We start from the raw sequence: 19,886 nt of genomic DNA, 5'->3' as shown, positions 1-19,886 counted from the left end.
CGCATCACCCCGGACGGATCCGCCGGCGCGCGGCGCCACGCCCGGGGCGGTCGGGACCCGCCGGCGGCAAGTGGAAAAATGGACGGGATGAGACGCTTCCGCCGCCCCTCGGCCCGCATCCGTCTGTTCCGAATGCGGGACAGGCGGGCCGAACCGCGCGCGGGATCAGAATGCGGACGACCGACGCGGCCCCAGGGCGGTCCTGACGTCCCGCCGCGCTCGCCGGGGCAGCGCGCGCGGTCCCTGCTGAGCCCGCGGAGCGTGGCCGGCCAGGTATTCCTCCTCCAGCTGGGGGTGGTCGTGCTGCTCGTCGCCGCGACCTTGGTGGCGCTGGTGCTGCAGGCCCGCCATCAGGCCACGGATTCGGCGCGCGAGGAGATGCTGATCGCGGGCGAGGCGTTCGCGAACGCGCCGGGCGTGGTCGAGGCCCTCGACGGCCCCGACCCGACCGCGGTCCTGCAGCCGCGCGCCGAAGCTGCCCGGAAGCGGGCGGGTATCGACAACATCGTGCTGTCGACTACGTCCGGCATCCGCATCACCCACCGCGACCCGGCGCAGATCGGCAAGCGCGTCATCGGTCCGTACAAGGAGGCCGCGCAGGGCAAGCCCTTCACCGAGATCGTGAAGGACCCGCTGGGCCTGTCCGTGTACGCGGCGGTGCCGGTCTTCCGGCCGGACGGCTCGGTCGCCGGGATCGTGTATCCGGAGGTCACGGTCGAGAACGTGAACGACGGGGTGGAGGAGCAGCTGCCGGTGCTCTTCGGCGCCGCGGGCGGCGCACTCCTGCTCGCCGCGGGTGGGTCGGCACTGGTGAGCAGGCGGCTGCGGCGGCAGACCTCGGGCCTCGGCCCCGCCGAGATGACCCGGATGTACGAGCACCACAACGCGGTGCTGCACGCCGTCCGTGAAGGGGTGCTCATCGTCGGGGGCGACGGGCGGCTGCTGCTGGCCAACGACGAGGCCCGGCGGCTGCTGGACCTGCCCGAGGACGCGGAGCAGCAGCCGGTCACCGACCTCGACCTGGCCCCGGGCGTCGGTGAGCTGCTGGCCGGCGGGCGGCCGGTCACCGACGAGGTACACCGGGCCGGCGACCGGCTGCTGGCCGTCAACGTACGGTCCGTCGACCGCCACGGAGGCCCGGCGGGCAGTGTGGCCACGCTGCGGGACACCACCGAACTCCAGGCGCTGGCGGGGCGGGCCGAGGTGGCCCGCGAGCGGCTGCAACTCCTCTACGACGCCGGGATGCGGGTCGGCACCACTCTGGATGTGGTGCGCACCACCGAGGAGTTGGCGCGGATGGCGGTGCCCCGGTTCGCCGACGTGGTCACCGTGGAGCTGCTGGAGCCGGTCCTGCGCGGTGAGGAGCCGGACGGAGCGAGCACCGAGATGCGCCGCACGGCCATAGTTGGCCAGGAGGGGCGGCACCCCCTCCACCCCGTGGGCGAGCTGATTCATTTCGTGCCCACCACCCCCGTGGCCGCCGGTATCGCGCACGGACACGCCGCCCTTGAGCCGGACCTGGCCGCCTCCGACGGCTGGCGCGCCCAGGACCCGGAACACGCGCAGGAGATCCTGGACCACGGCTTCCATTCGTGGGTCGCGGTGCCGTTGTGGGCCCGGGGAGTGGTGCTCGGGGTGGCGAACTTCTGGCGGACCGGTGACTCCCCACCGTTCGAGGAGGACGACCAGTCCTTCGCCGAAGAGCTGGCCGCAAGGGCTGCGGTCTGTATCGACAACGCCCGCCGCTACACCCGCGAACACACCCTGGCCGACACCCTGCAGCGCAGCCTGTTGCCGCGCGACCTGCCCGCGCAGTCCGCCCTTGAGGTCGCCCACCGCTACCTTCCCGCGGAGGCGGGGGTGGGCGGCGACTGGTTCGACGTCATCCCGCTGCCCGGCGCGCGTGTCGCCCTGGTCGTGGGCGATGTGGTCGGCCACGGTCTGCACGCGGCGGCCACCATGGGGCGGCTGCGCACCGCCGTGCACAACTTCTCCGCCCTGGACCTGCCCCCCGACGAACTCCTGGCCCACGTCGATGAGCTGGTGGCCACTATCGACGCCGCGGAGGCCATGGACACCGACGGGACGGGCATCACCGGCGCCACCTGCCTGTACGCGATCTACGACCCGGTCGGCGGGGTGTGCACCGTCGCGCGGGCCGGGCACCCCGGCCCCGCTCTCGTCCATCCCGACGGGGCCGTCACCTTCCCCGACGTCCCCGTTTCACCGCCTCTGGGCGTGGGCGCCGGCCTGCCGGTCGAGACCGCCACTCTGCAACTGCCCGCCGACAGCCGCCTGGTCCTGTTCACCGACGGACTCATCGAGGACCGCGACCGCGACCTCGACACCGGCCTCGCGATCCTGCGCGGCGTCCTGGCCGACCACCCCGGCCGGGCTCCCGAGGCGACCTGCGACGCCGTCGTGGAGGCACTGCTGCCCGAGCACCCCGGCGACGACGTCGCGCTGCTGGTGGCCCGCACCCGCCTGGTCGACCCGGAACACGTCGCCGACTGGGACGTGCCGGACGACCCCGCCGCCGTCTCCCGCGTCCGCGCCGAAGCCACCCGGCAGCTGGAGACCTGGGGCCTGGAGGAGAGCGCCTTCGGTACGGAGCTGATCGTCAGTGAACTGGTCACCAACGCCATCCGCTACGGCACCCCGCCCATCCGGCTGCGGCTGCTGCACGACACCGACAACCTGATCTGCGAAGTCTCCGACGCCAGCAGTACGTCCCCGCGTCTGCGCCGTGCCGCCACCACCGACGAGGGTGGACGCGGACTGTTCCTGGTGGCCCAGAGCTCCCAACGCTGGGGCACCAGATACACCCCCCACGGCAAGGTCATCTGGACCGAACAGTCCCTGCACGCCACCGCGACCGAACCGGACGCGGCCACCACGGACGAACTGCTGGACCAGTGGACCGACGAGGAGTGGTGACGGCGGCGTCCGCGCCGACCACGGTGGTAGCCCTGGCCACGGTTCGTCGCTGAACACGGCCGCACAGCAGGCGCCTTAGCCCGGCTGCTGGAAGAACTCCAGCTTCTTCGCCGAGTAGCTCACCAACAGGTTCCTCGTCTGCTGGTGGTGCAGCGCTACCAGCAGTGCCGACCTGCGGAAACGGCTGCGGTGACGGCCGTCGACAAGGTCACCGCCCGGGCTGAGCTCGCTGACGTGGGGCTACCGTGTGCCTTCGGCGCACGCGGCGACCGCCTTCGCCAGACCGCTGAAGTCGGTCCTCATCGGGCCGAGGCGCTCGAGGCAGGCGAGCCTGATGGTCTTCTGGGAAGGGCACTGTTCGTCCAGGACAGGGGTCGGCAGGACGTAGAAGGTCCACTGGTCGAGGTCCAGAGGGTCCAGGGTCTGCTTGTCCGGGTGGTGCAACAGGCAGAAGACGTACACGTCCGAGCGCCGGAGGACTTCGGCCGAGGCAGTGCCGGTCCGGGCGTCCCAGCCGGAGGCCGGTGCGATGGAGAATGAGATCTTCGATGGCTGGGACTGCGCCCATGACTGCAGGTAGGCCGCAGACTTCACCTCTACGCGCCACTCCTCGGGCGTATGGATGTCGACGGTGTCCCATTCGGTGCGGGTACCGGTGGCCGCTCCGAGGGCGGTGGCCACGAGGTACTCCGCGAGAACACCACGCATCGTGTTGTTGGCGAGGTCGGAGCAGGCCCAGCTCCAGAAGGCGCCGAGCTTGCCCACCGTCTCACCATTGGCCCGTATCGGCTCTTCGCCGCTGCGGCGTGTGATGACCAGCGGACCGAGGTCGGCACTCATGCTGTGCTCCAGACGGCGATGTTGAGGTGATGCCGAGTGTGACAGCAGGCACTGACAAGGGCGTCGGCGCTCCGCTGCAGCGGCCCCCTGGAGGGCGACGGTTTCGTGGTGGTCCGTCAGCGCGCCGTCCCTTGCGCGGCGTGCGGTGATCGATCCGAGACAGCACCCTCGACCACCGGGCCGGCCGTGCGTTCCTGCGCGTACCGCAGTCACCACTGGACGCGTCAACTCCCTTGCCTTGGACCGGGGTTGTGGCGCAACGTGCGTGGGGGCCGTGAAGAGTTCTGCCGTGACTCTCGGATTCGGTCACGGGAGCGGAAACTCGGAGGGCCCACTCGGCGCTTTCGAACAGGTCGGGCGCCGCCCCAAGCGATGGGAGACCGATCAACGATGTTCACTCTGGTACGGAGCGGAGTGCGGAAGGCCGCGCTCGCGCTCTCGGCCGTCGCGGCCCTCACCTTCGGCGCGACCGCCACGACCGGCGCGGCAGCGGCCCCGGCCCCTGGCCCGGCTCCCGCGAAACAGGGACCGACCTCGGTGGCATACGTCGAGGTGAACAACAACAGCATGCTGAACGTCGGCAAGTACACCCTCGCCGACAGCGGCGACAACGTTTTCGACGTTGCCGTGATCTTCGCGGCGAACATCAACTACGACACGGGCAAGAAGGAGGCGTATGTGCACTTCAACGAGAACGTGCAGCGTGTCCTCGACAACGCCGCCACGGAGATAAGACCGTTGCAGCAGAAGGGCATCAAGGTCGTCCTCTCCGTGCTCGGCAACCACCAGGGCGCGGGCTTCGCCAACTTCCCGTCCCAGCAGGCGGCTTCGGTGTTTGCGAAGGAGATGTCGGACACCGTGACCAAGTACGGTCTCGACGGCATCGACTTCGACGACGAGTACGCCGAGTACGGCAACAACGGCACCGGACAGCCCAACGACAGCTCGTTCGTGCACCTGGTGACGGCGCTGCGCGCGAACATGCCGGACAAGATCATCAGCCTCTACAACATCGGCCCGGCCGCGTCGCGCCTCTCCTACGGCGGCGTCGACGTCTCGTCCACGTTCGACTACGCCTGGAACCCGTACTACGGCACCTGGCAGGTCCCCGGCATCGCACTGCCCAAGTCGAAGCTGTCGCCGGCGGCCGTTGAGATCGGCGGGACCTCGCAGAGCACGGTCACCGACCTCGCCCGCCGCACCGTCAGCGAGGGGTACGGCGTCTATCTGACGTACAACCTCGACGGCTCCGACCGCAGCGCCGATGTCTCTGCCTTCACCAGAGAGCTGTACGGCAGTGACGCCGTCCACACGCCCTGAGGCGACCGCACGCCCCGGTGCGCGGTACTCCCTCGGAGTTCGCCGCATCCCCTAGGACCGCGATCCGTGCAGGCCGCGCTTTCGACAACGATGTCGGGAGCGCGGTGCGGGGTGACCCTTCACTTTTTTGTGCGCCCCGAGCCGCAGTTGCTGTCCCGGGCCGGGGGCCTGCCTCATCAGGGCAGAGAGCGCGCTGACCGGGGTGCCCTGCTCACGCCGAGCCGACCGCCGGCCCGGCGACGGCGCGTTGTCGGTGCCGGGCCGGGCAGGCGTGTCCGGGTAAGGGCAGGGGCACGTGAACCGGCCCTCGCTCCAGGCGGGCTGAGCGAACGGCCCTGACGGGTGAAAACCCAGGTCAGGCGCCCTTCCTCATGCCTTTAGAAGAACCCCAACTTCTTGGCCGAGTAGCTCACCAGCAGGTTCTTCGTCTGCTGGTAGTGGTCCAGCATCATCTTGTGGTTCTCGCGGCCGATGCCGGACTGCTTGTAGCCGCCGAAGGCGGCGTGGGCCGGGTAGGCGTGGTAGCAGTTGGTCCACACGCGGCCCGCCTGGATGGCGCGGCCGGCGCGGTAGGCGGTGGAGCCGTCCCTGGTCCACACGCCGGCGCCCAGGCCGTACAGCGTGTCGTTGGCGATGCCGATCGCGTCGTCGAAGTCGGTGAAGGGGGCGACGGCCACCACGGGGCCGAAGATCTCCTCCTGGAAGACCCGCATGTCGTTGCTGCCCTCGAAGATCGTGGGCCGGACGTAGTAGCCGCCCTCCAGCTCGCCGCCCAGTTCGGCGCGGGAGCCGCCGGTGAGGATGCGGGCGCCCTCCTTCTGTCCGATGTCGAGGTAGGAGAGGATCTTCTCCAGCTGGTCGTTGGACGCCTGGGCGCCGATCATGGTGTCGGTGTCCAGCGGATGTCCCTGGACGATCTTCTCGGTACGGGCGACTCCCGCCGCCAGGAAGTCCTGGTAGTGACCGCGCTGGATGAGCGCCCGGGACGGGCAGGTACAGACCTCGCCCTGGTTGAGGGCGAACATGGTGAAGCCTTCCAGCGCCTTGTCGTGGAAGTCGTCCACCGACGACGAGACGTCGTCGAAGAAGATGTTGGGGCTCTTGCCGCCGAGTTCGAGCGTGACCGGCCGCAGGTGCTCGGAGGCGTACTGCATGATCAGGCGCCCGGTGGTGGTCTCCCCGGTGAAGGCGACCTTGGCGACGCGCGGGCTGGAGGCGAGTGGCTTGCCCGCCTCGGCGCCGAAGCCGTTGACGATGTTGACCACGCCGGGCGGCAGCAGGTCCGCGATCAGACTCATCAGGTAGTGCACCGACGCCGGGGTCTGTTCGGCCGGCTTGAGGACCACCGCATTGCCCGCGGCCAGCGCCGGGGCGAGCTTCCACGTCGCCATGAGGATGGGGAAGTTCCAGGGGATGATCTGCGCGACGACGCCCAGCGGTTCGTGGAAGTGGTACGCGACGGTGTCCTCGTCGATCTCCGAAAGGGTGCCCTCCTGCGCCCGCACGGCACCCGCGAAGTACCGGAAGTGGTCGATGGCGAGCGGGAGGTCGGCCGCCAGGGTCTCCCGTACGGGCTTGCCGTTCTCCCAGCTCTCGGCGACCGCGAGCGCTTCGAGGTTCTGCTCCATCCGGTCCGCGATCTTGTTGAGGACGGCGGCCCGCTCGGCCGCCGCGGTGCGGGCCCAGCCGGGCGCGGCCGCGTGCGCCGCGTCCAGCGCGCGTTCGACGTCCTCCGCCGTGCCGCGCGCGATCTCGGTGAACGGCCGGCCGTTGACCGGGGTCGGGTTCTCGAAGTACCGGCCCAGTGCGGGCGCCACGTACTCGCCGCCGATCCAGTGGTCGTAGCGGGCCTGGTAGTTCATCACGGCATCGGCGGAACCCGGGCTGGCGTAGCGGGCCATGGGGCGGCCTCCCAATCGCATTCGACGCGGTGCCCGCCGCTCCCGTGCGGCGGGCGTTGCGCGGCACGCTAGGGCGGCGGAGGTTGCGCGAACGTTGCGCGCCGCGCGGGCCGGGTCCGCGGGGTGGCCGGACCGGCGGTCAGGCCGTACGCGGCGCGCAGCCTGCGGGCGGTGGCGCTCGGCGCGGAGCGTGCCGGCGAGCGCTCGGGGAGGGCGTCGACCAGGGCCTCCCAGATCTCCAGGTCGTCCTCTCCCCAGGGAGTGTGGGACCACCGGCACAGCCGGCCGGGGTCCCGCGTGCCGAGCAGCGCGCGACGCATCCGATCCGCCAGGCCGTCGCGCAGCCGCCGTACACCGGGTGCCTCGGACAGCGGCAGCAGCGGCCCGCGATAGGTGTCCAGGGCGGCATCGAGCAGGCCGTCGGACACTTCCCGCTCGGCCGCGGCGAGATCGGTCTCCACGGGACGGCCGAGGCGATACGGACGGGAGCTGATCAGCGGGCCCACCAGATGCCGCAGCCGGGACATCTCGGCCCGCAGCGTCACCGGGCGCATCTCGCGTTCGCCGTACAGGGACACCGAGAGCTGATCTCCCGTCAGCCCCTCGGGGTGCTGGGCGAGCAGCACCATGATCTCGCTGTGCCGGCGGCCGAGCCGCAGCCGCTCACCGTCGACGACCAGCAGCGCCTCGTCCCGCCCCAGCGCCGTCAGGAAGACGCCCGGCTCGCGCGCCGACGCGGCGAGGTGGGCTTCCGCGGCGCGCGCGGTGGCCTGCACCAGGGCCAGGCTGTGCGGGCTCGCGAGGTGGTCGCCGCCGGTGATGTCGACGGCGCCCAGCAGGCGTCCGGTCCGCAGGTCGTGCAGGGGCGCCGCGGCGCAGGTCCAGCGCTGGACCTGCCGGTTGTAGTGCTCCGCCGCGAAGATCTGCACGGCGTGGTCGGAGGCGAGCGCCGTCCCCGGCGCGTTGGTGCCGGCGTGCCGCTCGTCCCAGCGGGCGCCGACGACGAAGTTCATCTGCTCCGCCTTGCGCAGAACCCCCTGGTGCCCCTCGACCCACAGCAGGCGGCCCAGCGGGTCGCAGACGGCCAGCAGATGCGCGCCGTCCTCGGCGATGGCACCGAGCAGGTCGCGGAAGACGGGCATCGCGCGGGCGAGGGGGTGCGCGTCGCGGTAGCTGTGCAGTGCGGTGCCGTCCAGTTCGATGGGGGCGGCGCCGTCGGAGGTGGCCCGGGCGTCGGCCGAGCGGCGCCAGGACTCCGCGACCACCCGGCGGACGGGTGGTGCGACGGCCTCGCCGGCCAGGAACGCCTCATGCGCCCGCCGTACCGTGCGCGTGCGCTCGACGGGATCGGTGCCCGCCTCCATCGCCAGCCAAGGGTTGACCACGTGTCACCTCTCCGGTGCTGCTGCCTGCCCCGTTACCGCCGATGGTGCTCGCAGCGGGCGGGCCCGTAAACCCCGCCGACCTCAACCTGCCGCCGTGATGCTGCTGTTGACCGCATGCGGCCGGGCACCGGGAGGGTGAGCGGGCGGCCGGCACAGGGCCTCGGGCGGAACCGGGAGGAGGCGGCATGAGGGCAGTCCGCAGGTCGTCAGGACGCCCTCGCCGACCGGCCCCCGGCGCCCAGCCTCAGCCCGTCCGCGGTGATCAGGTCCGAGGTCACGAGCGCCTGTTCCGCCTGTACGTCCGTCATGAAGACGAAGGGGGGTACGACCGGTGGCACCGGCAGGGTGTCGGGGGTGAAGGTCAGGCAGATCACGCCCTCGAGGCAGCCGCTGAACCTGGTGAGGTAGAGCGTCACCTCGCCGCTGAGGTTCAGCGCGTCGGCGCTCAGGTGCAGCGGGGGCCCGCCGTCCCTCGTGGTGAGGCGGTAATCGGTGAGCGAGGCGGCCTGCATCTTCAGCACCATCGCGGAGAGCGGCCCGTCGGCCGTCGGCACGGTCGTGACGCCCGCCAGCAGGAAGCCCTTCGGCGCGAACAGCGTCGTGCTCACGGTCGGTGGTGTCGGAGGCGCGGGGATCCCGTCCGCCGCCGCCCTCGGGGCCGGGCCGCCGAGGGAGGTGAGCAGCGCGAGGGGCAGCGCGACGGCGAGCACCTTGCTGCCCGTGCCGTCGCGGGCGGACGGCCGGTGTGCGGGCGCGTCGCGGTCGGGGGCCCGCCCCGGCTTCCAGCCGAACCCCATGGCGCTGCCGGCGATCCCCAGGCCCATCCCCACCAGGAAGCCGCCGAGGTTGGTCGCGGCGAAGGAGAGCACCGACAGAATCAGCGCGTTGACGCTGACGTAATGGCGGGCGGATGGGGTGCACCACAGGAACACTCCCGCGACCATCAGGGCCAGCCCGATGCCCAGGGCGGCGAGCCCGCCGAGCCCCAGGCTCACCAGGACGGTCAGCGGCGACAGCGGGACCAGCAGCAACTCGGCCCCGCCGAGCACGAGCAGGAGCCCGGCCCAGAACGGCCGGGTCCGCCGCCAACGCCGGAACACCGCGCGCCGCCGCGGCCACGGCAGCTTCCGTTCGAGCCGGGCGCCCCACCGGGCACGTCCGGCGCTCAGAAGCACTTCGAGCCGTCCAGACTCACACTCACCCGCAGCCCCTTGAGGCGGAAGTTGCCTCCGGTGGCGGACCAAGCGTGCGACTTCACGCCGGCGACCTCGATGTCACCGGCCTGCAGACCGAACGCGCCCTTCGGACCGCGCACGCCCGGTACGGCGTCGAGCGAGGCGGCGTCCCGGCCGATCTGGGCGGTACCGAAGCGGGCGTCGCCCACCAGGTCCTCGCCGTCGATGACCAGGCTGTCGGCGGTCACCGCCCCCGCTTCGCCGCCGGCGGTCAGCTTGAACACGACCGTGCCGACCGGGGTCTTGACCTGGGCGGACTGGCAGATATCGGCGAGGGTGGCCTTCCCGATGCCGAGCAGGGCGACGGAGTGGCCCCGGCCGTCCGCGTCCCGGTCGGTGTGGACGTAGGAGGAGAGACCGCTGCTGGTCAGCTTCCCCGACGAGACCTGGAAGTGGGTGCCGGACACGGCGAAGGACGCGGCCAGTGCGCCCTGCGCCATCACCGTCGCCAGCGCGCCCACGGCGAGCACGGCGGGCAGCGCCACCACGGCGCTCTTCTTCCAGGCGGTTCGCCCTTCGGGCGTTGTGGGATCCGTGCTCACTGCGTCCTCCCCGGGGCAGCGATCGACCGGCTCCGGGCGTGCCGACGGCCGCGGGCGAAGGCCGCCGCGAACCGTGGGGCACGCGCAGCCGCGGACACGTACGGGTGCGCGAGGGAAGTGCTTCACCGAGCCCCTGCGAGACCTGCTCCGCAGGTGTGATGGGCTGTCATACTGCGCAAAACTCTTGGCAGTTGGAGAGTAGGGCGGATTTTGAATAATAGTCAACAGGGTGGCAGGGTCGCTCCCCGAGGCGCCCGCGCCACCGAACGCTCCCAGGCGCGGCGCGCCGAACTGATAACCACTGGGCGGAAGTTGTTCGCCGACACGTCCTACGACGCGCTGTCCATGGACGACATCGCGCGGCAGGCCGGGGTCGCCAAGGGCTTGATCTACTACTACTTCACCAACAAGCGCGGCTACTACCTCGCCATCATCGAGGACGCGGTGGCCGAGTTGGTCGAGCGGGCGGGCAGCACCCACGACCTGCCGCCCGTGGAACGCGTCCAGCGCACCGTCGACGGCTATCTGCGCTACGCCGAGCACCACCAGGCCGCCTACCGCGCCATCATCAGCGGTGGCGTGGGGTTCGACGCGGAGGTGCTGGCGATCCGGGAAACCGTCCGCGCCGAGTTGCTCGCCACCATCGCGCGGGGCGCCTGGGGGCGGGAGGACATCCCGCCGCTGGCCCGTACCGCGCTGGTCGGCTGGCTCGCCGGCGTCGAGGGCGTCACCCTGGACTGGATCGCCGAACGCCAGGTGCCGCGCGAGACGGTGGTGGCGCTGCTGGTGCGCGGCCTGGGGGACACGCTCCGGCTCGTCGAGGAGTACGAACCGAGCTGGCCGGCGCCGCACCGCCCGCAGCTGTGAGACCACGGCGTAAGGGGGCGGCCCCGGCCCGGTGGGCACACGCAAGGGCGGGAGGCCGCAGCCTCCCGCCCTCGTCGTAGGTGTACCGCCGCGGCTAGCGGATCGCCTTGATCAGCTCGCCGTTGGAGGTGTCACCGCTCAGCTCCCAGAAGAACGTGCCGCCCATGCCCTGCGCGTCCTTGAAGGCCATCTTCGTGCCGATGGTCTCGGGAGTGTCGTAACTCCACCACTGGTCACCGCACTTGGCGTAGGCCGTGCCGCCCACCTTGCCGGTGGCCGGGCAGCGTCCCTTGAGGTCCTTGTAGTCCTCGATGCCGGCCTCGTACTTGCCCGGCGCCGCGCCGGTGGCCGTACCACCCGGTGCGTCCTGGGTGACGCCGCTCCAGCCGCGCCCGTAGAAGCCGATGCCCAGCAGCAGCTTCCCGGCCGGAACGCCGAGGTCCTTGAGCTTCTTGGTGGTGTCGGTGGTGTTGAACCCGGCCTTGGGGATGCCGCTGTACGACGCCAGCGGGGAATGCGGCGCCGTCGGCCCCTTGGCGTCCCACGCACCGAAGTAGTCGTACGTCATCGGGTTGTACCAGTCGACGTACTGCGCCGCGCCCGCGTAGTCGGTGGCTTCGATCTTGCCCCCGGCGGACGCGTCCGCGGTGATCGCCGCGGTCACGAGGTTGCCCGTCCCGAACTTCGCGCGCAGCGACTTCATGACCTTGGTGAAGGCGTCCCTGCCGCTGCTGTCGCAGGTCAGACCGCAGGCGTTGGGGTACTCCCAGTCGATGTCGATGCCGTCGAAGACATCCGCCCAGCGCTTGTCCTCGACCAGGTCCAGGCAGGACTGGGCGAAGGCGTCGGGGTTCTTGGCCGCCTCGGTGAACCCTCCGGACCAGGTCCAGCCGCCGAACGACCAGATCACCTTGAGGTCGGGGTGCAGCTTCTTGAGCTTGCGCAGCTGGTTGAAGTTGCCGCGCAGCGCACCGGCGTCCCAGGTGTCGGCCTTGCCGTCGACGCTCTGGTCGGCGGTGTACGCCTTGTCGTAGTCGGCGTAGGAGTCGCCGATCGCGCACTTGCCGCCCTGGACGTTGCCGAAGGCGTAGTTGATGTGGGTCAGCTTGGCGGCGGACCCCGACGTCTCGATGTTCTTGACGTGGTAATTGCGGTCGTAGACACCCCAGTTGGTGAAGTATCCGACGACCTTGTTGCCCGCGGCGGTCGGCTGTGCGGCGGTCGGCTGCGCGGCGGTCGCGGCAGCGGGCCGCGCGGCGGTGGGGGCGCCGGCCGGGAGGGCGGTGGCCGATCCGGCGAGCAGGGCGCCGGCCAGCGCCGCCGTACACAGTGTGGTGGCGGCGGCGATCAGCCTGCGCGGTGATCGCTTCCGGTGCGGTCTGAGCATGTCGTCTCCTCGGAGGGGGATCGAGGGTGGAGCCTGACCTGCGTTCCGAATTGGCATGAACGCGTTGAACGTTGGAGCAGAAGGTAGAAGGACTAGACCACTGGGGTCAATGGTTCGGACCAATTTGGTGACGGGGTGCGTCCCGGTGTCCTTCGGCCAACGGCTGAAGATCAACCCGTGACGTGGGGCCGCCGATCGGGCATACTCCTAGCGCCACAGCTGCAGGTCACCGCCGTCCGCGACCCGGAAGGCGATCATCGGCTCGGCACCACGGAAACCCGGCGTCGCCGCCTCACCCCGCGCGAGCGTCGCCGCAGCGCCCGACAGGGAGGAGAGCGCCGCCATGACCGAGTACGGCATCCAGCCGGTGGACCGCAGGCTGCCCACGGAGGAAGCCCACGCTCTGATGACGCTCGTACGCGAGCTCACCGAGCGCGAGATCCGGCCGCTGGCCGCCGAGGAGGAGGACGCCGGGCACTTCCCGCGCGAGACCTTCCGGCTGCTGTCGGAAGCCGGTCTGCTGTCCCTCCCCTTCGCCGAGGAATTCGGCGGCGGCGACCAGCCCTACGAGGTGTACCTCCAGGTCCTGGAGGAGCTCGCGGCCGCCCGCCTCACCGTCGGCCTCGGCGTCAGCGTGCACACCCTCTCCTGTCACGCGCTGGCCGGATACGGCAGCAAGGAGCAGCGCGCCGAGCACCTTCCGGCCATGCTCGGCGGCGGGCTCCTGGGCGCGTACTGCCTCTCCGAACCCGCTTCGGGCTCCGACGCGGCCTCCCTGACCACGCGCGCCACCCGGGACGGCGACACCTGGACGCTGAACGGCACCAAGGCGTGGATCACCCACGGCGGCGTGGCCGATTTCTATACCGTCCTGGCCCGCACCGGCAGCAGCGGCTCCCACGGCATCACGGCGTTCCTGGTCCCCGGCGACGCCGAGGGCCTGAGCGCCGCCCAGCCCGAGCGGAAGATGGGCATGAAGGGCTCGCCGACCGCCCAGCTGCACTTCGACGGCGTCCGCGTCCCCGACTCCCGCCGCCTCGGTGAGGAGGGGCAGGGCTTCCCCATCGCCCTCTCCGCCCTGGAGTCCGGCCGGCTGGGGATCGCGGCATGCGCCATCGGCGTCGCCCAGGCGGCGCTGGACGAAGCGCTGGCCTACACCGCCACGCGCCGCCAGTTCGGCCGTCCGATCGCCGACTTCCAGGGCCTGCGCTTCATGCTGGCCGATATGGCCACCCAGGTGGAGGCGGGCCGAGCGCTCTATCTCAGTGCCGCCCGGCTGCGCGATGCCGGATTGCCGTTCTCCAAGGAGGCGGCGATGGCCAAGCTCTTCTGCACCGACACCGCGATGCGGGTGACCACCGACGCCGTCCAGCTCCTCGGCGGCTACGGCTACACGCTGGACTTCCCGGCCGAGCGCTACATGCGCGAGGCCAAGGTCCTGCAGATCGTCGAGGGCACCAACCAGATCCAGCGGATGGTCATCGCCCGCCATCTGGCGGGCCCCGAATCGCGCTGACGGAGCCGCCGGAGCGGCTCTGCCGGCAGTGGCCGCCAGAGTCGACATCGCCGGCAGAGGTGCGCTGACGGCAGGCCGGCGTGCCACCGCCGCCCCGGCCCGTTCGCGCCGGCCGGGGCGCTTCGACGCCGGTCGGCGTCCCCCAGTCGTACGCCCGGCTCCCGTGGGGGGAGCCGGGCGTATTTGCGCCATTCTTCAGCCACAAAGCGCCAAGCGGCGAGAGGGTTCCGGCCGGCTCATGGCGGCTTGGCTCCCGCCGCGGCTATGGCCGCTCACCACTTCCTGACGTACCGTCAACTCCCGCTGCCCGAACCGCACTCCGGGCGACGACCGTGCTGACCGCGCGTCCAGGAGGAGACCGTGTCCGACCGCCCGATCGCGCTCGACGAATACCCGATCCACCAGGCTCCGCTGTCCATGCGGCACGTCGCCACCGGCGACCGCAACGCCTACGACCGGTGCATCTTCCACGTCATGGACCACTCGGGCCGCGCCCTGCTCATCGTCGGCCTCGGCGTCTACCCCAACACCGGTGTCATCGACGCCTACGCCACCCTCCGTCTCGGCGACCGGCTGCACGCCGTACGGGCCTCCGACGCGCTCAGCGACGATCGCATGGCGCTCACCGTCGGCCCGCTCGGCATCACCGTCGAGGAGCCGCTCCGGCGGCTGCGCCTGACCTGCGCCGCCGACCCTGACGACCCGGACGGCCTCGCCTACGACCTGACGTGGTCGGCGGCCTTCCCCGCCACCTGGGAGCCCCACCACACCCAGTACCGCGGCGACCGCCTGATGCTCGAAGGCCGCCGCTTCGTGCAGGCGGGCACCTGCGAGGGCACGATCCGCGTCGGCGGACAGGAGATCGCCGTCACGACGGGGGAGTGGACCGGCACCAGGGACCGCAGCTGGGGCGTGCGCCCCATCCCCGGTGAGGACGGCGGCCGCGCCGCCGAGGAACTGCGGCCCGAGGGCTTCCACTGGGTGTGGTGCCCGGTGCGCTTCGACGACCGCTTCCTCATGGTCATCGTCCAGGAGGACGCCGACGGCCACCGCACGCTCAACGAGGCCGTATCCGTCCGCGAGGGGGCGCGCGACACCCAACTCGGCTGGCCGCACACGGACATCACCTACCGGCCCGGCACCCGCCACCCCGAGCGCGCCGTCATCCACCTCACCGACCCGGCCCGCAAACCCCTCACCCTCACCGCGGAGATCCTCACCGCCTCGCCCCTCGCGGTCGGCGCCGGCTACCCGCCGGCCGACGACTGGCAGCACGGCACCTGGCGAGGGCGCGGCTGGACCGACCGCCGCGACTACGACCTCTCCGACCCCGCGGCCCACCCGCTCGCTGCCTACGGCGTCACCGACCACGCGGCCCGCTTCACCCTCGACGGCCGTACCGGGTACGGCATCTTCGAGCACGGCAGCTTCGGGCGGCACGACCCCAGCGGCTTCACCGGCTACGACTCCGTGGCCCCCGGAGCCGCTCCCGACGCATCGCGGCCCTCCGCGCAGGAGGAGACCGGCCGATGACCACCGCGCCCCGCCCCCGGACCACCACCCGCGACCCCGAGGCGCTCACCCGCCGCCTCACCACCTGGCTCGGAACCCGCCTGCCCGGCGCCCGCGCCGTCGGGGCGACCGTCCCCGACTCCAACGGCATGTCAAGCGAAACGCTGCTCTTCGACATCGACCACCCGGGCGCGCCGGTCCGCTCCTGCGCCCTACGGCTGGCCGCCGACCCCACGGCGTACACCGTCTTCCCCCGCTACGACATGGCCCGGCAGTACCGCACCATGCGCCTGGTCGCCGAGCACACCGACCTCCCGGTGCCCCGCACCCTGTGGCTGGAGGAGGATCCGGCGCACCTCGGCGCGCCGTTCTTCGTCATGGCGCGTGCCGCCGGCCGCGTCCCGCCGGACGTCATGCCCTATACGTACGAGGGGAGTTGGCTGCACGCGGCCACCGACGCCGAACGGGAGCACCTGGAGGGTGCCAGCGTCTCGGTCCTCGCCCGCCTGCACGATCAAGTGCCTTCCGGAGCGGCCGACTTCCTCGCCACGCCCGGCCCGGGAACGGCCTTGCGCCGTCACGTCGAGGCCCAACATGCGTACTACGCCTGGGTCGTGCAGGGACGCCCCCGCTCACCACTGATCGAGCGCGGCTTCCGATGGCTCGCGGACCACTGGCCGTCCGATCCCGGCGAGACGGTACTGACCTGGGGAGACGCCAGGATCGGCAATATCGTCTACGACGGTTTCACACCGGCGGCCGTACTGGACTGGGAGATGGCCGCCCTCGGGCCCCGCGAGCTCGACCTGGGCTGGATGGTGTATCTGCACCGCTTCTTCCAGGACCTCACCGTCGCCGCAGGACAGCGCGGGCTTCCCGGCCTCCTGCGGCGCGACGGCGTCGAGGGGCGCTACGCCCGGCTCACCGGGCATCCGCCCCGCGACATGGAGTTCCACACCCTTTACGCGGCGCTGCGGCACGCGATCGTCATGCTGAGGGTGGCCTACCGGCGGATCCACTTCGGCGAGGCGGCCGCCCCCGACGAGCCCGATGCGCTGATCCTGCACCGGGACACGCTGGAGGCCATGCTCGCCGGCCGTTACTGGTGAGGCCGCCGGCACCGGTCCGGCTCAGACCTGGCGGCGCACCTGGGGCTCGACCCGGGCCGGCCGGGTGCCGGGCCCTCCGACGTGCGAGAAGGGCTGACGGCGCCAGTCCAGGCCCTCCGGGAGCGTCAGCAGCATGGCCGCGTCCTGCTCCTGGGTGTCCAGGGTGTCGTCGGTCGACGGGGCCTCGGCCACCGGCCGCCCCGACCCCTGGCACACCGTCAGGCCGAAGGGGTTCCACGGCGAGGGGCACAGCGCGTGCTCGGGAAGCGTGTCCTCGTCCGCGAGCAGCGCGATCGGCTGCGCGCAGTCCGGGCAGGTCACCCGGTAGATCTCAAAGGTCTCGAATGCTTCGTACGTGTCGTCGTCGCCGGTGGAACCGGGACTGTCGCCCTCCTGGGCGCCGACGTTCGCCGCAGCGGATTCCTGCTTCAGGCGTCGCATGATGTCCATCCCCCTCGGGTGGGCCGGTCGGACCGCTGACTTCCTGTGACGGGCGGCCCCGGCCACCACCAGCAATTCCCCTCATGCCGCACGCATAATCGCCGCCGCCCGACGGACACGGGGGCGCACGTGTGGCATTCGTCACACTGGTCGGTGCGGGGGCGTCCACGATCCGGCGCGCGGTGCGCGCATGCGCCCGGGCGCAGTAAGTTGAGCGGGTGGAGGAGCTGGACCGACAAATCGTGGATCTTCTCGTCAAGGACGGGCGGATGAGCTACACCGACCTGGGCAAGGCGACCGGCCTTTCGACCTCGGCGGTGCATCAGCGTGTGCGCCGCCTCGAACAGCGCGGTGTCATCCGGGGCTATGCGGCCATCGTGGACCCCGAAGCCGTGGGGCTGCCGCTCACCGCCTTCATCTCGGTCAAACCCTTCGACCCCAGCGCGCCGGACGACATCGCCGATCGGCTCGCCGAGGTCCCCGAGCTGGAGGCATGCCACAGCGTCGCCGGCGACGAGAACTACATCCTCAAGGTCAGGGTCGCCACCCCGCTGGAGCTTGAGCACCTGCTCACCCGCATCCGCACCCTGGCCGGTGTCTCCACCCGCACCACGGTCGTGCTCTCCACCCCGTACGAGGCCCGGCCGCCCCGCATCTGACCGGGCATCCGACCCCGCGCGCGGCCCCCGCGTGCGCAGGCGGCAAACTGTCCGGTATGAGCGAGCGCACCCCCGACCCGGCCCGTCCCCGAACCGTTCTGCTGCGCGGCGGTGAGGTGCACAGTCCCGCGGACCCGTTCGCCACCGCCATGGTCGTGGAGGGCGGCAGCATCGCCTGGGTCGGCGAGGAGGGCGCCGCCGACTCCTTCGCCGACGGCGTCGACGAGACCGTTCACCTCGATGGCGCACTGGTCACCCCCGCGTTCACGGACGCACATGTGCACACCACGGCGACCGGCCTCGCGCTCACCGGCCTCGACCTCTCCGGCGCCGCCACGCTGCCCGACGCGCTGGCCCGGATCCGTGCCCACGCCACGGCCCGCCCGGCGGACAGGATCCTCCTCGGCCACGGCTGGGACACCACCGCCTGGCCCGAGGGCCGCCCGCCGTCCCGAGCCGAACTGGACGACGCCGCCGGCGGCCGTCCCCTCTACCTCACCCGGGTCGACGTGCACTCCGCCGTCGTCACCACCGCCCTGCTCGACCTCGTCCCGGGCATCCGGGAGCGCACCGGCTTCCGCCCGGACGCCCCGCTGACCGGCGACGCCCACCACGCGGTGCGGCAGACCGCGTACGCCACGCTCACCCCCGCCCAGCGCGCCGACGCCCAGGCCGCCGCCCTCGCCCGCGCCGCCTCCCTCGGCATCGGCACCCTCCACGAGTGCGCCGGCCCGGACATCTCCGGTGAGGACGACTTCACCGCCCTGCTCGCCCTGGCCGCGGAGGGGCACGGCCCGCGGGTCGTCGGCTACTGGGCCGAAAAGATCGCAACCGCAAAGGAAGCCGACCGGATCCGTGAGCTGGGCGCCGTCGGTGCCGCCGGAGACCTCTTCGTCGACGGCTCCCTCGGCTCGCACACCGCCCACCTCCACGCCCCGTACGCCGACGCCCCGCACACCGGCAGCGCGCACCTCACCGCCGAGGAGGTCGCCGCGCACGTCGCCGCCTGCACCGAAGCCGGCCTCCAGGCCGGGTTCCACGCCATCGGCGACGCCGCCCTGACCACCGTCGTCGACGGCGTACGTGCCGCCGCCGACCGCGTCGGCCTGCAGCGTGTGCGCGCCGCCCGGCACCGCGTCGAACACGCCGAGATGCTCACCGACGCCACCCTCGCCGCCTTCGCCGATCTGGCCCTGACCGCCTCCGTCCAGCCCGCCTTCGACGCGGCCTGGGGCGGCGGAAGCGGCATGTACGCCGCCCGCCTGGGCGCCGACCGCGCACGCACCCTCAACCCGTACGCCGCCATGCTCAAGGCCGGAGTGCCGCTCGCCCTCGGGTCTGACAGCCCGGTCACCCCGCTCGGCCCCTGGGGCACGCTGCGCGCCGCCGTCTTCCACCGCACCCGCGACCACGGCATCTCCGCCCGCGCCGCGTTCACCGCGCACACCCGCGGCGGCTGGCGCGCCATCGGCCGGGACGACGCGGGCATCCTGGTCCCCGGCGCCCCCGCCGACTACGCGGTCTGGCGCACCGGAGACCTCCTCGTCCAGGCCCCCGACGAGCGTGTCCAGCGGTGGTCGACCGACCCCCGCTCCGGCACCCCTGGCCTGCCCGATCTCACCCCCGGCAGCGCCCTCCCGGAATGCCTGACCACCGTCGTCGGCGGCCGGACGGTCTTCGGGCGGCCGAACGAGTGACATCGCGCGGGCACGTGCCGCCCGAGGACGTCCGTGCGGCTACTCGCCCGACCTGCGAAGGCGCGCCACTGACCTGGCGCGACGCGAAAACGACGCAGGCGGGGCACCTGTTGACAGCAGGCGGTCGGCGGCCGGTAGGTTCGGCCGAGTCCACCACCAGGACGTCCGATCGGGAGACCTCCGCGCAGTCGTCGAACGCAGCTGGGCCATGGGGCGGGGTGCCAACCGGCACACCGCCGCTGGGAGCCAGGTCCAGCATCAGCGGCCCGACGCGCCGGATTGGTTTCGGCCGGATGGGGGTCCCTCCCTGCTCCTTCAGAGCGTGGGGGAAGGTGCGACCCGGGTGGGGCCCGGATGCTCAGTAGACAACGGCTTTCGGTCGACCCGCAGCCAGCGGGCCCCAGGTCGGCCCGAAGGGCGCCGGGCCCCGATCCGCACCCTCCCGCTGCGCCCTCTACCGCGCGCACCCCGCACCCGCAACCGCGGCCACCCGATGTACGGTCAGCTCACCACCGCACGACCTGAAGGAAGGCGCGAC

Annotated in this window: 16 protein-coding genes; 8 read left to right on the top strand and 8 right to left on the bottom strand. The window is 72.0% G+C overall.

Going from position 1 to position 19,886, the window contains the following annotated elements; translation table 11 throughout:
• Positions 1–132: 132 nt before the first annotated feature.
• Positions 133–2,937, top strand: a complete 2,805-nt coding sequence (locus QOM21_RS05110; protein ID WP_407555580.1) for a SpoIIE family protein phosphatase — start codon at positions 133–135, stop codon at positions 2,935–2,937.
• A 240-nt stretch (positions 2,938–3,177) separates the two neighbouring features.
• Here the strand turns inward: QOM21_RS05110 and QOM21_RS05105 are convergent, their stop codons facing one another.
• The gene (locus QOM21_RS05105; protein ID WP_407548525.1) at positions 3,178–3,777 is read right to left on the bottom strand and encodes a hypothetical protein; all 600 of its coding nucleotides are present in this window, start codon (positions 3,775–3,777) and stop codon (positions 3,178–3,180) included.
• Between the two features lie 390 nt (positions 3,778–4,167).
• Between QOM21_RS05105 and QOM21_RS05100 the strand changes: the two genes are divergently transcribed.
• Positions 4,168–5,097, top strand: coding sequence for an endo-beta-N-acetylglucosaminidase H (locus QOM21_RS05100; RefSeq protein ID WP_407548524.1), 930 nt, complete (start codon positions 4,168–4,170; stop codon positions 5,095–5,097).
• A 377-nt stretch (positions 5,098–5,474) separates the two neighbouring features.
• Here the strand turns inward: QOM21_RS05100 and QOM21_RS05095 are convergent, their stop codons facing one another.
• The 4 genes from QOM21_RS05095 to QOM21_RS05080 all read right to left on the bottom strand — a co-directional run bounded on the left by QOM21_RS05095 (position 5,475) and on the right by QOM21_RS05080 (position 10,058).
• A complete protein-coding gene (locus QOM21_RS05095; protein ID WP_407548523.1) occupies positions 5,475–6,998 on the bottom strand; it encodes an aldehyde dehydrogenase family protein in 1,524 nt (507 codons plus the stop codon).
• A gap of 68 nt (positions 6,999–7,066) precedes the next feature.
• Positions 7,067–8,383 (bottom strand): GAF domain-containing protein, encoded by a 1,317-nt coding sequence (locus tag QOM21_RS05090; RefSeq protein ID WP_407548522.1) that lies wholly within the window; start codon positions 8,381–8,383, stop codon positions 7,067–7,069.
• A 206-nt stretch (positions 8,384–8,589) separates the two neighbouring features.
• The gene (locus QOM21_RS05085) at positions 8,590–9,558 is read right to left on the bottom strand and encodes a DUF6114 domain-containing protein (protein ID WP_407548521.1); all 969 of its coding nucleotides are present in this window, start codon (positions 9,556–9,558) and stop codon (positions 8,590–8,592) included.
• A complete protein-coding gene (locus QOM21_RS05080) occupies positions 9,549–10,058 on the bottom strand; it encodes a DUF6230 family protein (protein WP_407555579.1) in 510 nt (169 codons plus the stop codon). The genes QOM21_RS05085 and QOM21_RS05080 overlap by 10 nt, the downstream gene beginning before the upstream one ends.
• 312 nt (positions 10,059–10,370) lie before the next feature.
• Between QOM21_RS05080 and QOM21_RS05075 the strand changes: the two genes are divergently transcribed.
• On the top strand, positions 10,371–11,027 hold the full coding sequence (locus QOM21_RS05075; RefSeq protein ID WP_407548520.1) for a TetR/AcrR family transcriptional regulator: 657 nt from the start codon (positions 10,371–10,373) through the stop codon (positions 11,025–11,027).
• A gap of 94 nt (positions 11,028–11,121) precedes the next feature.
• Here the strand turns inward: QOM21_RS05075 and QOM21_RS05070 are convergent, their stop codons facing one another.
• Together QOM21_RS05070 and QOM21_RS05065 are read right to left on the bottom strand one after the other, a co-directional pair.
• Positions 11,122–12,414: a glycoside hydrolase family 18 protein gene (locus QOM21_RS05070; RefSeq protein ID WP_407548519.1), complete on the bottom strand. Its 1,293-nt coding sequence runs from the start codon at positions 12,412–12,414 to the stop codon at positions 11,122–11,124.
• 207 nt (positions 12,415–12,621) lie between these two features.
• Positions 12,622–12,774, bottom strand: coding sequence for a hypothetical protein (locus QOM21_RS05065; protein ID WP_393891308.1), 153 nt, complete (start codon positions 12,772–12,774; stop codon positions 12,622–12,624).
• Between QOM21_RS05065 and QOM21_RS05060 the strand changes: the two genes are divergently transcribed.
• The 3 genes from QOM21_RS05060 to QOM21_RS05050 all read left to right on the top strand — a co-directional run bounded on the left by QOM21_RS05060 (position 12,758) and on the right by QOM21_RS05050 (position 16,551).
• Complete coding sequence (locus QOM21_RS05060; RefSeq protein ID WP_407548518.1) at positions 12,758–13,930, top strand: acyl-CoA dehydrogenase family protein; 1,173 nt, start codon at positions 12,758–12,760, stop codon at positions 13,928–13,930. The genes QOM21_RS05065 and QOM21_RS05060 overlap by 17 nt on opposite strands.
• 360 nt (positions 13,931–14,290) lie before the next feature.
• Complete coding sequence (locus tag QOM21_RS05055) at positions 14,291–15,463, top strand: hypothetical protein (RefSeq protein WP_407548517.1); 1,173 nt, start codon at positions 14,291–14,293, stop codon at positions 15,461–15,463.
• A complete protein-coding gene (locus QOM21_RS05050) occupies positions 15,460–16,551 on the top strand; it encodes a phosphotransferase family protein (protein WP_407548516.1) in 1,092 nt (363 codons plus the stop codon). Before QOM21_RS05055 ends, QOM21_RS05050 begins: the two co-directional genes overlap by 4 nt.
• A 21-nt stretch (positions 16,552–16,572) precedes the next feature.
• Here the strand turns inward: QOM21_RS05050 and QOM21_RS05045 are convergent, their stop codons facing one another.
• A complete protein-coding gene (locus QOM21_RS05045; RefSeq protein ID WP_407548515.1) occupies positions 16,573–17,001 on the bottom strand; it encodes a hypothetical protein in 429 nt (142 codons plus the stop codon).
• Positions 17,002–17,210: 209 nt separating this feature from the next.
• Between QOM21_RS05045 and QOM21_RS05040 the strand changes: the two genes are divergently transcribed.
• Together QOM21_RS05040 and QOM21_RS05035 are read left to right on the top strand one after the other, a co-directional pair.
• Positions 17,211–17,651 carry an Lrp/AsnC family transcriptional regulator gene (locus QOM21_RS05040; protein ID WP_026170119.1) on the top strand — a complete coding sequence of 147 codons (441 nt, stop codon included), beginning with the start codon at positions 17,211–17,213 and terminating at the stop codon, positions 17,649–17,651.
• 56 nt (positions 17,652–17,707) lie between these two features.
• Entirely contained in the window at positions 17,708–19,348 is a 1,641-nt protein-coding gene (locus QOM21_RS05035; protein ID WP_407548514.1) for an amidohydrolase, read from the top strand.
• The last annotated feature ends 538 nt before the right edge of the window (positions 19,349–19,886 follow it).

It is taken from the genome of Streptomyces sp. Pv4-95 (assembly GCF_045782725.1).
In the GTDB taxonomy this organism is placed as follows: domain Bacteria; phylum Actinomycetota; class Actinomycetes; order Streptomycetales; family Streptomycetaceae; genus Streptomyces.
This window is presented reverse-complemented; position numbering and strand designations above follow the sequence as displayed.

What these genes read in the sequence shown, in the direction of transcription:
- QOM21_RS05110 (WP_407555580.1), top strand. Translation starts at nt 133, where the DNA reads ATGCGGGACAGGCGGGCCGAACCGCGCGCGGGATCAGAATGCGGACGA.
- QOM21_RS05105 (WP_407548525.1), bottom strand. Translation starts at nt 3,777, where the DNA reads ATGAGTGCCGACCTCGGTCCGCTGGTCATCACACGCCGCAGCGGCGAA.
- QOM21_RS05100 (WP_407548524.1), top strand. Translation starts at nt 4,168, where the DNA reads ATGTTCACTCTGGTACGGAGCGGAGTGCGGAAGGCCGCGCTCGCGCTC.
- QOM21_RS05095 (WP_407548523.1), bottom strand. Translation starts at nt 6,998, where the DNA reads ATGGCCCGCTACGCCAGCCCGGGTTCCGCCGATGCCGTGATGAACTAC.
- QOM21_RS05080 (WP_407555579.1), bottom strand. Translation starts at nt 10,058, where the DNA reads ATGGCGCAGGGCGCACTGGCCGCGTCCTTCGCCGTGTCCGGCACCCAC.
- QOM21_RS05070 (WP_407548519.1), bottom strand. Translation starts at nt 12,414, where the DNA reads ATGCTCAGACCGCACCGGAAGCGATCACCGCGCAGGCTGATCGCCGCC.
- QOM21_RS05060 (WP_407548518.1), top strand. Translation starts at nt 12,758, where the DNA reads ATGACCGAGTACGGCATCCAGCCGGTGGACCGCAGGCTGCCCACGGAG.
- QOM21_RS05065 (WP_393891308.1), bottom strand. Translation starts at nt 12,774, where the DNA reads ATGCCGTACTCGGTCATGGCGGCGCTCTCCTCCCTGTCGGGCGCTGCG.
- QOM21_RS05050 (WP_407548516.1), top strand. Translation starts at nt 15,460, where the DNA reads ATGACCACCGCGCCCCGCCCCCGGACCACCACCCGCGACCCCGAGGCG.
- QOM21_RS05045 (WP_407548515.1), bottom strand. Translation starts at nt 17,001, where the DNA reads ATGGACATCATGCGACGCCTGAAGCAGGAATCCGCTGCGGCGAACGTC.
- QOM21_RS05035 (WP_407548514.1), top strand. Translation starts at nt 17,708, where the DNA reads ATGAGCGAGCGCACCCCCGACCCGGCCCGTCCCCGAACCGTTCTGCTG.